Origin of the sequence: Corynebacterium haematomassiliense (genome assembly GCF_013978595.1) — a bacterium.
In the GTDB taxonomy this organism is placed as follows: domain Bacteria; phylum Actinomycetota; class Actinomycetes; order Mycobacteriales; family Mycobacteriaceae; genus Corynebacterium; species Corynebacterium lehmanniae.
In genome coordinates this window covers 452,272-466,333 of sequence record NZ_JACDTZ010000001.1, presented here as the reverse complement: position 1 = coordinate 466,333, position 14,062 = coordinate 452,272, and the positions used below count along the sequence as shown (strand labels likewise).

The following is a 14,062-nucleotide window of genomic DNA, read 5'->3' as shown; positions in this document are numbered from 1 at the left end:
GCAAAATCCAAAAATTACAAAGGTTCAACAACCAACCCCCAACCCGTCGGGGCAAAAAGGAGGCTGGCCAAAAATATACGTGAAACATGTTCAACCACACCCCACGCACACTGAACCAAACAGATGACGCGATCCATCATTGGAATTCAACCACGCCACCACCGGCACACACCCACAACAGGGCACACACCACACAGTGCACAAAAAGGCAGGCAAACACACCCACGCAACAAAAGTACATTGGCACACTATCGAGTTCTCAAACAACACCAGCACACCCACCAACCAGAACCAAACACGGCCCCAGCCGGAAAAAGCGGCTTCGTCAGAAGCTACACAACCAACCAACCAAAAGTCAAACTCACGTTAAACCCCGGTTAACCAGAACGTAACCCCTATTCACTTAAACCATTCCCTCCAAGCGGCCGAACCGCTCAGAAGCAACGGATGGATATATAACCACGAAGCTAGATACAACACAAAACGCCCAGGCCAGATGGTAAATCCGGGCCTGGGCGTTAGCTCGTCGTAAAGCAGATTGCTAGACGCGCTTCGCTCCCGCGAAGTTCTTCTTGCCGCGGCGAAGCACCAGCCAGGATCCGTGGAGGAAGTCGTTGTCGGTGGGTGCCCACGACTCGTCCTCGATGCGGACGTTGTTCACGTACGCGCCGCCCTCCTTGATGGAACGGCGGGCGGCACCCTTGGAATCCGCGAGACCTGCGCCGACAAGCAGATCCACGATGGTGGTCTCGCCGGAGAACTCGAAGACGTCGGTCTCGGAGACCGACGCGGCGAGGGTCGCCTCGTCCAGATCCGCAAGCTCGGCGCGGCCGAACAGCGCCTGGGATGCGAGCTCGACGGCCTCGCGCGCCTCTACGCCGTGGACCAGGTCGGTCATTTCCTGGGCAAGTCGACGCTGCGCTTCGCGCTTGAACGGACGCTCCTCCACCTCGACCTCTAGGCGGGCGAGCTCCTCCTGGTCCAGGAAGGTGAACCACCGCAGGTAGCGGATCACGTCGGCGTCCGCGGTGTTCACGAAGTACTGGTACCAGGTGTACGGGCTGGTCATCTCCGGGTCGAGCCACAGGGACCCGCCGCCGGTGGACTTGCCAAACTTTTTGCCCTCGGAATCGGTGACCAGCGGAACGGTCAGCGCGTGGGTCTGCGCGCCGTCGATGCGGCGGTTCAGGTCCACGCCGGCCACAAGGTTGCCCCACTGGTCACCGCCGCCGATCTGCAGGATGCAGTCGTGCGCGCGGCGCAGCTGCACAAAGTCGTTGGCCTGCAGCAACATGTAGGAGAACTCGGTGTAAGAAATGCCGTCGTTTTCCAGGCGACGCTTCACCGTCTCGCGGCCCAGCATGGTGGACAGGGAGAAGTGCTTGCCGATGTCGCGCAGGAACTCGATCGCGCTGAGGTCTTTGGTCCAGTCGTTGTTGTTGACCAGCTTCGCGGCGTTGTCGCCGTCGAAGTGCACGAAGCGCTTGAGCTGGCCGGAGATGCGCTCCGCCCAATCCTTCACGGTGTCCGCGGAGTTCATGGACCGCTCCCCTACGTCGCGCGGATCGCCTATCATGCCGGTGGCGCCGCCGGCCAGCACGATCGGTGTGTGGCCGGCCTCCTGGAAGCGGCGCAGCATCAGAAGCGGCACGAGGTGGCCGGCGTGCAGCGACGGGCCGGTCGGGTCGAAGCCGCAGTACAGGGTGATCGGCGCTTGCGCGGCTTCGCGCAGGTTGTCTAGGTCGGTGGACTGGTTGATCAGCCCTCGCCAGGTCAGCTCATCAATGATGTTGGTGGAAGTCATGGTCGCTTTCTTCTAGTTCGCGGGGGTGTAGGGCTCTGCTTCGTCGATGAGCAAAACCGGGATGCCGTCGTCGATGCGATAGGCAATTCCGAGGCGTTCGTTGACCAGGAGCTGCTTTTCCTGGTTGTACTCCAGCGGGCCCTTGTCCTTGGGGCACGCGAGGACGCTGAGAAGCTTCGGATCCAGACTCATGGTTTCGGATCGTACCCGTCGCCGCCGCGGTAGCTGTCGTCGAGTCCGGGCAACTCCCCGAGCTCCTCCCGCAGGAACTGCGCTTGGGAGTCCATCGCCCGCAGGTTGTCGTCCAAGATGCCCTGCCGCACCCGTCCTGCGGCGCGGGTGAGCGTGGTCAGCGAGTCCACGACCACCCGCACTGCGGAGGCGTCGCGGTACTGCGGGGCATCGAGATACGTATCGACGACCTCCGGGTAGTACACCTTCACCACATTCCAAATCGTCTGGCGGTGCTCCGGGGTAGGTTCCAAATGCTCCCACTCGGAGAGCACAAACCGGACAGTGTCTTCGAGCGCACGTGCCTGGGCCATCACCTGGCGCGGCGGGCGGGCGCCACCCAAACGCCTGGAGGTCTCCTGCAGCGACCGCTCCAGCACCACCGGGGTGGGCTCCGCCGGCGCCACGGGCAGCTCCTTGGGTGTGCGCGCGGGGGTCAGCGCCGCGCCCGCCCCGTAGGCCGCCAGCGCCGCCACCGGCCAGTAGACACCGATACCCACCACCAGGTGCAGAACAACCACCAGGATGGCAAGCACCAGCCCGACCTGGTTCTTCGGCGACGCGAAGTAGCGGGCGAACGCGTTGCCTGAAACATTATTGGAAGCCACGGATCTCCTTAAACGCCGCCGCGAGGTCGCCGCCGAGCGCGTCGAACACTTCGCCGCCGGTCAGCTCCGCCAGTTCACGCATCTCCGACTCGCTAGCGTCGCCGTAGAGGATCACAAACACCGGCACGGACCGCTGTGCGGCCGGCAGCTGCTCGTATTCCTCCTTGAACTTGGAAAAGCGGGGCCCGACGGTGTCTTGGCCGTCGCTGAGCAGGACTATCGACGGGATACCGCCGGCCGGATCCGTCTCGCGCAGTGCTTCAAGCAGCGTCTGGTACATCGCCGTGGAGCCGCTGGCACTGAGCCCATCCACGTAGTTGGTCAGCTCCGCGGCCGCCGCCGGGTCCTCGTGGGAGAACCGCGCCGTCACGGGGTCGTTCGGCCTGCTGTCGAAGGACTGCAGCGTGACGTTCTCCCGGTCGCGAAGGGAGACGTCGCCGGTGAGGGTGGAAGCGGAGCCGTCGATAAGCGAATGCATGATGTCTTTCAGCGACGCGATGCGTTGGCCCTCCATCGAACCCGAGGTGTCCAGCACAAACGTGGTGGTGCCGGGCTGGCGGTAGGAGTTGTCGTAGGCGTACAGGAGCTCGTTCACCACGCCTTCGTTCGCGGGGAACGGCAGCTCGATGACCTGCTGGTCCGCGATCTCCGCGGGCAGGTTGTCCACCTGCGTCACCGGCCTGCGGAAGGTGTCGGCGATGTCGGGCTGGTGCTCCAGGAGCCAATTCGCAAGCTTCTCGACGCGCTCCCGCGCGTCCGCATTCGCCGGCTGCGAAAGCGCGGACAGGGGGTAATCCGCGGAGATCACGCCGTCGGCCGGGACCACGACCTCGATTGGCTGGCCCTGCTGACGCATCTGGTGGAGCGTGGACTCGTAGTTGACGATTGCATCTGCACGCTCGGGGTCGTTGGCGAACGCCTCTGCCAGCCACCCGGAGGACCCGGAGACCATGGATTGTGCCTGGAAAAGCTGCTCGAGGCGCGGGCCGACGCGCTCCAGATCGGCCGGTGCGATCGCGTCGCCGGTGTCCGCCAGCGCGGTGGCCACGGCTACCAGTGCGGAAAACCCGGAGTTGGACGCCTGCGGATTGGTCATGCCAAAGCTGAATTCGCCGGCCTCCGCGGCCTGGGCGAACTCAGCCCACGTGGGCTGCGTGGTGTCCCAGCCGAGGCGCTTGGCGCTGTCCTCCCACACGCCGAATGCGACGGGGCTGGTGGCGATCTTCGTCTCGCTGTCCAACTTGTCGGAGGCGCCGATGAGGTTGACGTAGCGGTTGGTGGCGAACCAGGTGGCGTCCACTTCCCCGTCGAAATCGCCGCGCTTGAGCGTCTGCGAGTTGTCGAGGGTGCCGCCGGGGAACTGCAGGTCGATGGAGAAGCCGAGCTCCTTCGCCGCCTGGTCGACCAACCCCTGCAGATCCTTCAGTTCGGTCGCGGCGACGATGGTCAGGTCCGCCGGTGCGCCAGATCCAGACCTGGAGCCTGCACCCGAGCCGGAGCCAGAGGTATCGCCGCCGAGCGAGACGCACGAGGCGAGCATGAGCGACATCAAGGCGGCGATGGCCGCGAGTAGGCGTTTCACTGGTCGTCCTCCTTCACCGGCGCTGGCGCTCCGGCGTAGCGTTGTCCCACTCCGTCGATGAGCTGCTCGAGCCTGTCGTAGGAGGGTGGGTCGATGGAATTGACGTAGTCGGATGGGGCGTCGAGGCCGCGGTCTGCGAGCTCGTCGGCCAAGCTGCCGGAGTTAGCGGGCCGGAAACCGTGGCGGGCGGCGAGCTGCTGCAGTTGCGGATCATTCGACAGCAGGCGCCCGAGCTCCTTGCCGCCTTCCGAGACACCGACGATGCCGTGGTTCGCGAGCACGGTGGGGCTCAAGTGCAGCAGCAACATGTCGTCCCGGATGCGCGAGTTCGGCCGCATCTGCTCGCCCAAGAACTGCGCCTCGTAGACCATCACCATGGGCGCCGCGCCGATGCCCTGGCTCAGGTAGTCCGTGAACGGGCCGGACGAGGACGCCTCGCTGTAGCCTTGCGCGGTGAAAAACGGGGCGATCTCGTCGATGAGGTACCCGACGTCGCCTCCGCGCTCCGGGTCGCGCTCGGCCACCTCCCACGCCAGCAGCGACAGGTACATCGCCGCGGAGTTGGAGGTGCGGATGTCTGTGGAGCGGATCTGCACATTGCGTGGCGACGGGTACGCCTCGCCCAGGTCCCGCCAACGCTTTCCGGAGCGGGCCAGGTCCATGTAAGCGTTCACATCCAGGGTGTACGCGCCGTTTTGCTCGCTGACCACTCCTTCCGCCGCGAGCAGGTCAGCGATTGGCTTCCAGCTCGCCACCGCCATCGGCGTGAAGAACGGAAAGTCCACGGAGTAGCCGCTGCCCTGCTCGCGCACCTTCTGCGTCGCCGGAGCCGAGGAAGGGAAGACGAAGTCCTGCTCCGCAATATCCGTGGTGGTGGCAATCTGGCGCGAGCCGGCCGTGGTGACGCTGACGCTGTACCCCAACTCCTCCAGCCGAGCCACCACCTCGGGATCTTCGAAGTAGGCCCGCTTCTCCGATCCGATGACGCCGTGCAGCTGCGTCAACTTGCCGCCCGACCCGCCGGACCCGCCGGCCGCTCCCCCGCCGCCTTCGTCGCTGTCGCCGCCACCGAAGGGCAACAGCCCCCGTCCCAGCGCGACTGCGGCGATAACCACCCCAACTAAAATGACGCCAAGCACCACGGAGACTTTCCGTCCCCGGGGCTTGGCGTCATGGCTGCTCGGCACACTCATAACTCACATGCTAAATGGCCGGGCCGACATGCGCGCCGCAATCGACGAACTATTGCGCGCGCACCGGCGTTGTCGCCCACTCGCGCGCGGCCTTGTTCGCCTCGCGCACGCGCTCGCGTTGCTCCTCCACTCGCGGTCGCGCGGTGCCGCCGCGGGTGTCGCGGGAGGCCACCGCGCCGTCGACGGTGAGCACCTCGCGGACCTCAGGGAGCAATCGCATATCGACGCTTTGCAGTTCCTCATCCGTGAGGTCGACCAAATCCACGCCGCGGGTTTCCGCGATGCGGACGCAGGCGCCGGAGGCCTCGTGGGCCTCGCGGAACGGCACGCCCTGGCGCACCATCCACTCGGCCAGATCCGTTGCCAGCGTGAAGCCTGCCGGGGCGAGCTCGCGCATGCGGTCCTCGTGGAACGAAAGCGTGGACACCAGGCCGGTGAACGCCGGCAAGAGGATGGACAGCTGGGTCACCGAGTCCACCAGCGGCTCCTTGTCCTCCTGGAGGTCACGGTTGTACGCCAGCGGCATGGCCTTGAGCGTGGCCAACAGGCCGGTGAGGTTGCCAATCAAGCGTCCAGCCTTGCCGCGGGCAAGCTCCGGCACGTCCGGGTTCTTCTTCTGCGGCATGATCGACGAGCCCGTGGACCACGCGTCGTGCAGCGTGACGTAACCGAACTCCGGCGTGGACCAGGCGATGATCTCCTCGGCGAAGCGGGAGACGTCGATGGCGATCTGTGCCAGCACGTACGCCGACTCGGCGGCGAAATCGCGCGAGGCGGTGCCGTCGAGCGAGTTGTCCGTGGCGGAGTCGAAGCCGAGCTCCTCGGCGATCGCCTCCGGGTCGAGGTGCAGCGAGGAGCCCGCCAGCGCACCGGAGCCGTACGGCGAAACGGCCAGGCGCTTGTCCGCGTCCTGGATGCGCTCCAGGTCGCGCAGCAGCGGCTGGGCGTGCGCCAGAAGAGAGTGCGCGAGCAGGATCGGCTGCGCGGCCTGGAAGTGGGTCTTGCCCGGCATGATCGCGTCCGGGTGGGCCTCGGCCTGCTGGACAATCGCGTCGATCAGGTCAGAGACGTCCTGGGCCACGCCGCGGAGTGCGTCGCGCAGCCACATGCGGAACATCGCCGCGACCTGGTCGTTGCGGGACCGGCCCGCGCGCAGGCGGCCGCCAACCTCGGGGCCGACGCGGTCGATCAGGCCGCGCTCCATCGCGCCGTGCACGTCCTCATCGGTGGGCAGCGGGCCGAACGAGCCGTCGGCGACATCGCGGCCGAGCTTGTCGAGGCCGTCGAGCATCACCGTGAGGTCTTCGTCGCTAAGCAAACCCGCCCTGTTGAGCACCTTCGCGTGCGCCTTGGAGGCGAGCACGTCGTAGGGTGCGAGCACCCAGTCGAAATGGGTGGACACGGACAGGGCGAACATCGCCTCCGAGGGGCCGCCGGAGAAACGGCCTCCCCACAGCGCGCCCTCGTTGGTCTTGTGCTGTTCCATCCCTACTTCTCCTGGGAGGCGGCAGCCGCCCTGTCGCGCTTGTTCGCGATTTGCGACGACAGGCCGTGCAGGCGCACAAAGCCCTTAGCCAGGGTCTGGTCGAAGGTGTCGCCGGTGTCGTAGGTGGCCAGGTTGAAGTCGTACAGGGAGTGGTTGGAGCGGCGGCCGTTGACGGTGGCGGTGCCGGCGTGCAGCACCATGCGGATGTCGCCGGTGACGTGCTCCTGGGTGGACTCGATGAACGCGTCCAGGGAGCGCTTCAGCGGGCCGAACCAGAGGCCGTCGTAGACCTCCTCGGACCAGCGGGCGTCGATGACGCGCTTGTAGCGGGCCAGCTCGCGCTCGACGGTGACGTCCTCAAGCGCCTTGTGCGCGGTGATCAGGGCCACTGCGCCCGGGGCCTCGTAGACCTCGCGGGACTTGATGCCCACGAGGCGGTCTTCCACCATGTCCAGGCGACCGATGCCCTGGGCACCGGCGCGGCGGTTCATCTCCTCGATGGCCTCGAGGACGGTGACCTTGCGGCCGTCGATAGCCACCGGCTTACCGGCCTCGAAGGAGATGATCACCTCGTCCGGGGCGTTGCCCAGGGCCGGGTCCTCGGTGTAGGCGTAGAGGTCCTTTGTCGGCGGGTTCCACAGGTCCTCCAGGAAGCCGGTCTCAACCGCGCGGCCCCAGACGTTCTGGTCGATGGAGAATGGCGAAGCGGCAGACTGCTCGATGGGCAGGTCCTTGCCCTCGGCGTACTCGATGGCCTTGTCGCGGGTCCAGGCGTAGTCGCGGGCCGGGGCGATGATTTCCAGGGCCGGGTCCTGGTTGAGGAAGCCGACCTCGAAGCGGACCTGGTCGTTGCCCTTGCCGGTGCAGCCGTGGGCGACGTGGGTGCCGCCGTACTTGTGACCGGCTTCCACCAGGTGCTTGACAATCAGCGGGCGGGAAATGGCGGAGACCAGCGGGTACTCGCCCTGGTACATGCCGTTGGCCTTGATGGTGGGCAGGCAGTACTCCTCGGCGAACTCGTCCTTGGCGTCCACCACAATGGACTCCACAGCGCCGCAGTCCAGCGCGCGCTGACGCACGGACTCCATGTCCTCGCCGCCCTGCCCGAGGTCCAGGGAGACGGCGATGACCTCGCCGCCGGTCATTTCGGCGAGGTAAGGGATGGCGACAGAGGTGTCAAGGCCGCCCGAGTACGCGAGCACAACGCGGTTAGTCATGGTGAAAGATCTCCTTCGAATTCCAGGACGATTCAGAATTATTCAGTGTATGTAAAATTATGCGATCGGCGCAGCGATGTCTATTCGCCGACGTTTTCCTTCAGCCCGAACAGCTGCTGCGCCAGCTCCTTGCCGCTGATCGGTTCGCGGGCGAGCACGAACACCGTGTCGTCGCCGGCGATGGAACCGACCACTTGGTCCAGACCCACGCGGTCGATGTAGCTGGCCAAGTACTGGGCCGCCCCGGGCGGCGTGCGCACCACGGCCAGCTGCCCGGAGTAGTCCACGGAGACCACCAGCTCCTCGATCATGCGGCGCAGCTTCTCGCGCGGGCCGGAGTGCGCCGCTTCGAGCGAATCTGCCTCGCCGCCCACGGTGTAGTAGGCGCGCCCGCCTGCGCGCGGGCGCACCTTCTTCGCGCCGAGCTCGTCGAGGTCGCGCGAGAGGGTGGCTTGGGTGATGTCGATGCCCTCGTCCAACAGCAGCTCGGACAGCTGCACCTGGGAGGACACGCGGGTTGATTCGAGCAGCTCGAGGATTCTCGCCTGCCGCGCAGTGCGGGATACAGGTTGGGTCATACTTGGTGCTCCAAAAGCCAGGCCAGCAGCGCCTTTTGGGCGTGCAGGCGGTTTTCCGCTTCATCAAAGACGCGCGATTGCGGCCCGTCGATGACGTCCGCGGCGACTTCGCTCCCGCGGTACGCGGGAAGGCAATGCAAGAATATTGCATCCTCCGCCGCGCGCGACATCAGGGCAGCATCCACCTGGTACGGCAAAAACGGCGTGCGGCGGTCCTTGCCGTCTTCCTCCATGCCCATGGACACCCACGTGTCCGTGATGACCACGTTGGCACCCTCCGCGGCCGCGATATCCGAGGTCACGGTGACTTTCGCCCCGGTTTCCTCGCCGCGGCGCCGTGCGCGTTCGACGAACTCTTCGCGTGGCTGGAAGCCGTCCGGGGCGATGACGGTGATGTCCACGCCGGCGGTGGCGAACCCGATGAGGTAGGAGTTGGCCATGTTGTTGTCGCCGTCGCCCAGGTAGACGGCCTTGAGCCCCTTCAGCCCAGCCGGGCCCTCATCCGGGCAGAAGTTCTCCACCACGGTCTGCAGGTCGGCGAGGATCTGGCACGGGTGCAGGTCGTCGGAAAGCGCGTTGATGATCGGCACGGTGGCCGTTTCCGCCATTTCCCGCAGGTTGTCGTGGGCGTAGGTGCGCCACACAATCGCTTCGACAAACCGCGACAGCACCGCGCCGGTGTCCTGGTAGTTCTCCTTCGTGCCCATCTGCGAGTTGCCGCTTTCGGTGACAATCGCGTGCCCGCCGAGCTGCGCGATGCCGGCGTCGAAGGAGTAGCGGGTGCGGGTGGAGGTTTTGTCGAACAGCACGGCGACGGATTTCGGCCCCTCCAGCGGGCGGCGCGAGAAGGGGTCCCGCTTCAGCTCCGCGGCGAGTGCGAGCACCTCGGCCTGCTCGTTGGGTGTCAGGTCGTCGTCTGCCAGGAAGTGTCTGACCATCGGTTTAGCTCCGTTCTTTCGCTGCTTCAATCGCGCCGGCGAGGCGCTTCATCGCTTCTTCAATCTCATCGTCGGTAATCACCAGCGGCGGCGTGAGGCGGATGACGTCTTCGCCCGGTGCGTTCACAATCAGGCCTTTTTCGAGCCCATGCTTGACGACGAGCTTCGCCACCGCCTCATCCAGCACCACCCCGAGCATCAGCCCGCGCCCGCGGACCTGGGTGACACCGGGGATCTGCGAAGCTGCGTCGCGAAGCAACAGCCCCTTGCGGCGCACCTCGGCGAGGAAGTCCTCGTCGATGGCCCCAAGCACGGCCCCCGCGGCGGCGCAGGCGACGGGGTTGCCGCCGAAGGTCGTGCCGTGCGAGCCCGGGGTGAACAGCTCGGCCGCCTTGCCGCGGGCGATGGTCGCGCCGATGGGCAGTCCCCCGCCCAGCCCCTTGGCCATGGTGATCACGTCCGGCAGGATGCCTTCGTGCTGGAAGGCGAAGAAGTCGCCGGTGCGGCCGACGCCGGTTTGGACCTCGTCGGTGACGAAGAGGATGCCGTGGGCGTCGCAAAGTTCCCGCACCGCTGTGAGGAAACCTTCCGGTGCGGGGATGACTCCCGTTTCGCCCTGGATGGGCTCCAGGATGATCGCGGCGGTGTTGCCCGGGTCCTGCTGCACCAGGGCCTCGAGTGCCTCGATGTCGCCGTACGGGAAGAACTCGACGCCAGCCGGCATGGGTTCGAACGGCGCGCGCTTGTCCGGCTGGCCCGTCAGCGCGAGCGAGCCCATGGTGCGGCCGTGGAAACCGCGTTCAGCTGCGAGGATGCGGCGGCGGCCGGTCAGGCGTGCGAGCTTGAATGCGGCCTCGTTGGCCTCGGCGCCGGAGTTGCAGAAAAACACCCGCGCGGTGTCGTCGCCGACCCGGGCGCGAAGTGCTTCGGCCACCTCCACTACCGGCTCGGAGCCGAAGAGGTTGGACACGTGCCCCAGGCGCGCCACCTGCGCGCTGACCGCGTCCACAATGGCCGGATGCGCGTGGCCGAGCGCGTTGACGGCGATGCCGGCGAGCATGTCGATGTAGGTGTTGCCCTCCGCGTCCGTGACCGTGCAGCCCTCGCCGGAGACAAGCTCCACCGGTGGCGCGGGGTAGGTGTCTAAAAGCGCGGAAGTCCAGCGCGAAGAAAACTCGCTCATGCGTCATCCTTTCTGAAAATTGTGCCATCCGGGTAGTGCGCGCGGTCGTAGTCGTCCGGCAGCACCATGGTGCCAACGCCTCCCATGGTCAAAAGCTCCAGCAGCACGGAGTGGGCCACGCGACCGTCGATGACGTGCGCTGCCCTCACCCCGCCCTGCACCGCGGTGAGGCAGGCCTCCATCTTGGGAATCATGCCGGTGTCCAAGCCGGGCAGCATCTTGGCCAGCTCGCCCGCCTCAATCTTGGACAGCAGCGAGTCCTTGTTCGGCCAGTCCGTGTAGAGCCCCTCGACGTTGGTGAGCACCACGAGACGTTCTGCGCCGATTGCCGCGGCGAGCGCGCCCGCGGCCTCGTCGGCGTTGATGTTGTACACCTCGCCGTGCTCCCTCGGTGCGATGCCGGAAACCACCGGGATGCGGCCGGCCTCGATGATGTCCATCACCGCCTCCGGGTTCACGTCCGTGATTGTGCCCACCAGGCCGATGTCCTGCAGCTGGCCGTCCACGACCACCTCGCGCTGCTTTGCGGTAAACAGCCCAGCGTCCTCGCCAGAGGTGCCCACAGCGTAGGGCCCGTGCGAGTTGATCTTGCCCAGCAGGTCCCGGCCCACCTGGCCGAAGAGCACCATGCGCACCACGTCCAGGATCTCCGGGCTGGTCACGCGGAACCCGCCGATGAACTCCCCGCCGTCCAGCCCCAAGCGACCGAGCATCTGGGTGATCTGCGGCCCTCCGCCATGCACCACCACAGGCTTCGCGCCCACGGTGCGCAAAAACACCATGTCGGCGGCGAACGCGGCCTTCAAGTCCTCGTCGATCATGGCGTTGCCGCCGTACTTGACCACCACGATCTTGTCGCGGTAGTGCTGCAGCCACGGCAGCGCCTCCGCCAGCACGGTGGCGCGCTGCTCGTTGGTCAGATTCGGCATCATCTCGCGCACCCCCTAGCTGGTGTAGGCCGAGTTGATCTCAACGTAGGCGTGCGACAGGTCCGTCGTGCGCACCGTCGCGCGGCCCTCACCGCCGGTGCCCAGGTCCACCACCACCGCGATGTCCGACCCGCTCAGATCCACGTCCCGCGCGCCGGGCACTGCACCGGAATACTCGCAGACGGTGTGTCCGTTGAAGGTCACCGAGATGTTGTCCGCGTCCATCTCCGCGTCCGCCATGCCCACGGCGGCGAGCACGCGGCCCCAGTTCGGGTCGGAGCCGAACATCGCGGTCTTGACCAGGCTGTCGCGGCCGATGGTGCGCGCAGCGTTGAGTGCTTGCTCGTCGTCCGCGGCGCCTTCGACGGTGATGCTCACGCGCTTGGTCACGCCCTCGGCGTCGGACTGCATCATCGCCGCCAGCTGCGCGCACGCCTCGTGGACCGCCGCGTCCAGCTCGTCTTGGTCCGGAGTCACGCCGCTCGCGCCGCTAGCCATGGCGATGACGGTGTCGTTGGTGGAGGTGGAACCGTCGATGTCCAGGGTGTTGAAGGTGGTTGCCGTGGCGCGCTCCAGCGCGGTCTGCAGCGCTTGGGCCTCCACCTTGGCGTCGGTGGTCAGGCACACCAGCATCGTCGCCAGCGACGGCGCCATCATGCCGGCACCTTTGCCCATGGCGCCGATAGTCCAGCCGTCGCCCTTGACCAATACTTCCTTGGCGATGGTGTCGGTGGTGCGGATGGCCTCGGCCGCGTCCGCACCGTGGTCGCCGAGCTGATTGACGACGGCTGCGATGCCGCTTTCCACCTTCTCCATCGGCAGCAGATCGCCGATGATGCCGGTGGAGCAGACGGCCACCTGGGCGGGCTCTGCGCCCACACCTTCGGCCGTGAGCCGCTGCATAGTTTGCGCGTCGTGCAGCCCCTGCTCGCCTGTACAGGCGTTGGCGTTGCCGGAGTTGAACACCACCGCCTTCAGCTCGCCAGCGGACACCGCCGCGCGGCTGACTTTCACGGGCGCGGCGAAGACCTTGTTGCGCGTGAACACGGCGGCCGCGGTGTATTCGGGGCCATCGTTGACCACGACGGCCATGTCCGGTTTGCCGGATGCTTTCAGGCCCGCGCTTGTGGCGGCGGCGGAAAAGCCTTGAGGTGCGGTGACTCCAAGAGTGCTCATGATGGAGGGGGTCCTTTCAGAGAAAAGAGGTAGGGGGTGTCTCGTCGGCGGGTACGGAGCCACCGCGGCTCGCGACAGACCCGCCCCCTCGTTGAACCCAAGCGCAAGGTTCATGCACTGCACCGCCGCTCCCCCAGTACCCTTGGTCAGGTTGTCAATGGCGCTGGTGGCCACGACCTTGCCCGCCGCCTGGTCCACCTCAACCTGGACGTGGCACATGTTGGAGCCCACCACGTGCTGCGTCTGCGGCTGCTGGCCGGCAGGCAGCAGGTGCACGAACGGCTCCGCGGCGTAGGCGTTTTCGTATGCCGCGCGCACCGCCTCCGCGTCCGCGCCCTGTGCCAGTGGCGCAGTAACGGTGGTGAGGATGCCGCGCGGCAGCGGCGCAAGCACCGGTGAGAAACTCACGGTGACCTCGGCGTCGGTGACCTCAGAAAGGTTTTGCGCAATCTCCGGCGTGTGCCTGTGCGCGCCGGCGACGCTGTATGCCTTCAGCGAGCCCATCGTTTCCGCGCCGAGCATGTCCACCTTGGGCTTCTTGCCGGCCCCGGACACGCCGGTAATGGCCACCACCGTCAGATCCAGCTCGACCAGGCCCGCCTGCACCGCCGGCCATGCGGCGAGCGTGGCACCCGTGGGAAAGCACCCGGGAACAGCGATGCGCGTTGCCTTTGCGACGTCCTCCCGGTGCCCCGGTAACTCCGGCAGCCCGTAGGGCCACGCTCCCGCGTGCTCCGAGCCGTAGTAGGCGCGCCACGCTTCGGCATCGCGCAGGCGGAAGTCGGCGGCGCAGTCGATGACGGTCACGCCCTCGCCAAGTGCGGCACCGATGGCCGCGGAGTGGCCGTGCGGCAGCCCCAAAAAGACCACGTCGTGGCCGGAGAGCACCTCGACAGTGGTCTCTTCGATGACCCGGTCGGCCAGCTCCGGCAGATGCGGCATGAGCTCGCCGACACGCTGGCCGGCGTTGGACGCGCCGGTGAGCGCGCCGATCTCCAGCTCACCCGCGAGATACGCCGGGTGACCCAGCAGCAGGCGGAGAATCTCACCGCCTGCATAACCCGTGGCCCCCGCGACCGCTACTTTGACAACCTTGCCTTCTGACATGGCCGCAAGTGTAACAGTTATGCAGTCGCG

Annotated in this window: 12 protein-coding genes and 1 pseudogene; all 13 read right to left on the bottom strand. The window is 66.5% G+C overall.

The features are described 5' to 3' along the window. Nucleotides 1-541 precede the first annotated feature (541 nt). Nucleotides 542-1,804, bottom strand: a complete 1,263-nt coding sequence (gene tyrS, locus H0193_RS02240) for a tyrosine--tRNA ligase (RefSeq protein ID WP_181888370.1) — start codon at nucleotides 1,802-1,804, stop codon at nucleotides 542-544. A gap of 12 nt (nucleotides 1,805-1,816) precedes the next feature. Beyond that, entirely contained in the window at nucleotides 1,817-1,996 is a 180-nt protein-coding gene (locus H0193_RS02235; protein WP_181888369.1) for a Trm112 family protein, read from the bottom strand. Continuing rightward, nucleotides 1,993-2,643 carry a hypothetical protein gene (locus H0193_RS02230; protein WP_181888368.1) on the bottom strand — a complete coding sequence of 217 codons (651 nt, stop codon included), beginning with the start codon at nucleotides 2,641-2,643 and terminating at the stop codon, nucleotides 1,993-1,995. The genes H0193_RS02235 and H0193_RS02230 overlap by 4 nt, the downstream gene beginning before the upstream one ends. Further along, complete coding sequence (locus H0193_RS02225; RefSeq protein ID WP_338026571.1) at nucleotides 2,630-4,225, bottom strand: vWA domain-containing protein; 1,596 nt, start codon at nucleotides 4,223-4,225, stop codon at nucleotides 2,630-2,632. The genes H0193_RS02230 and H0193_RS02225 overlap by 14 nt, the downstream gene beginning before the upstream one ends. Beyond that, nucleotides 4,222-5,418 (bottom strand): hypothetical protein, encoded by a 1,197-nt coding sequence (locus tag H0193_RS02220; RefSeq protein WP_181888367.1) that lies wholly within the window; start codon nucleotides 5,416-5,418, stop codon nucleotides 4,222-4,224. The genes H0193_RS02225 and H0193_RS02220 overlap by 4 nt, the downstream gene beginning before the upstream one ends. A 49-nt stretch (nucleotides 5,419-5,467) precedes the next feature. Beyond that, nucleotides 5,468-6,904, bottom strand: a complete 1,437-nt coding sequence (argH, locus tag H0193_RS02215; RefSeq protein ID WP_181888366.1) for an argininosuccinate lyase — start codon at nucleotides 6,902-6,904, stop codon at nucleotides 5,468-5,470. 2 nt (nucleotides 6,905-6,906) lie between these two features. Continuing rightward, entirely contained in the window at nucleotides 6,907-8,121 is a 1,215-nt protein-coding gene (locus tag H0193_RS02210; RefSeq protein ID WP_181888365.1) for an argininosuccinate synthase, read from the bottom strand. Between the two features lie 80 nt (nucleotides 8,122-8,201). Then, nucleotides 8,202-8,699: an arginine repressor gene (locus H0193_RS02205; protein WP_181888364.1), complete on the bottom strand. Its 498-nt coding sequence runs from the start codon at nucleotides 8,697-8,699 to the stop codon at nucleotides 8,202-8,204. Continuing rightward, nucleotides 8,696-9,637: an ornithine carbamoyltransferase gene (gene argF, locus H0193_RS02200; RefSeq protein WP_181888363.1), complete on the bottom strand. Its 942-nt coding sequence runs from the start codon at nucleotides 9,635-9,637 to the stop codon at nucleotides 8,696-8,698. The genes H0193_RS02205 and argF overlap by 4 nt, the downstream gene beginning before the upstream one ends. Before the next feature lie 4 nt (nucleotides 9,638-9,641). Next, nucleotides 9,642-10,820: an acetylornithine transaminase gene (locus tag H0193_RS02195; RefSeq protein ID WP_181888362.1), complete on the bottom strand. Its 1,179-nt coding sequence runs from the start codon at nucleotides 10,818-10,820 to the stop codon at nucleotides 9,642-9,644. Then, on the bottom strand, nucleotides 10,817-11,752 hold the full coding sequence (gene argB / locus H0193_RS02190; RefSeq protein ID WP_181888361.1) for an acetylglutamate kinase: 936 nt from the start codon (nucleotides 11,750-11,752) through the stop codon (nucleotides 10,817-10,819). Before argB ends, H0193_RS02195 begins: the two co-directional genes overlap by 4 nt. Before the next feature lie 12 nt (nucleotides 11,753-11,764). Next, nucleotides 11,765-12,925, bottom strand: coding sequence for a bifunctional glutamate N-acetyltransferase/amino-acid acetyltransferase ArgJ (gene argJ, locus H0193_RS02185; RefSeq protein WP_181889572.1), 1,161 nt, complete (start codon nucleotides 12,923-12,925; stop codon nucleotides 11,765-11,767). Nucleotides 12,926-12,979: 54 nt separating this feature from the next. After that, a pseudogene (argC, locus tag H0193_RS02180) lies at nucleotides 12,980-14,032 on the bottom strand (N-acetyl-gamma-glutamyl-phosphate reductase); the annotation flags it as partial. Nucleotides 14,033-14,062 lie beyond the last annotated feature (30 nt).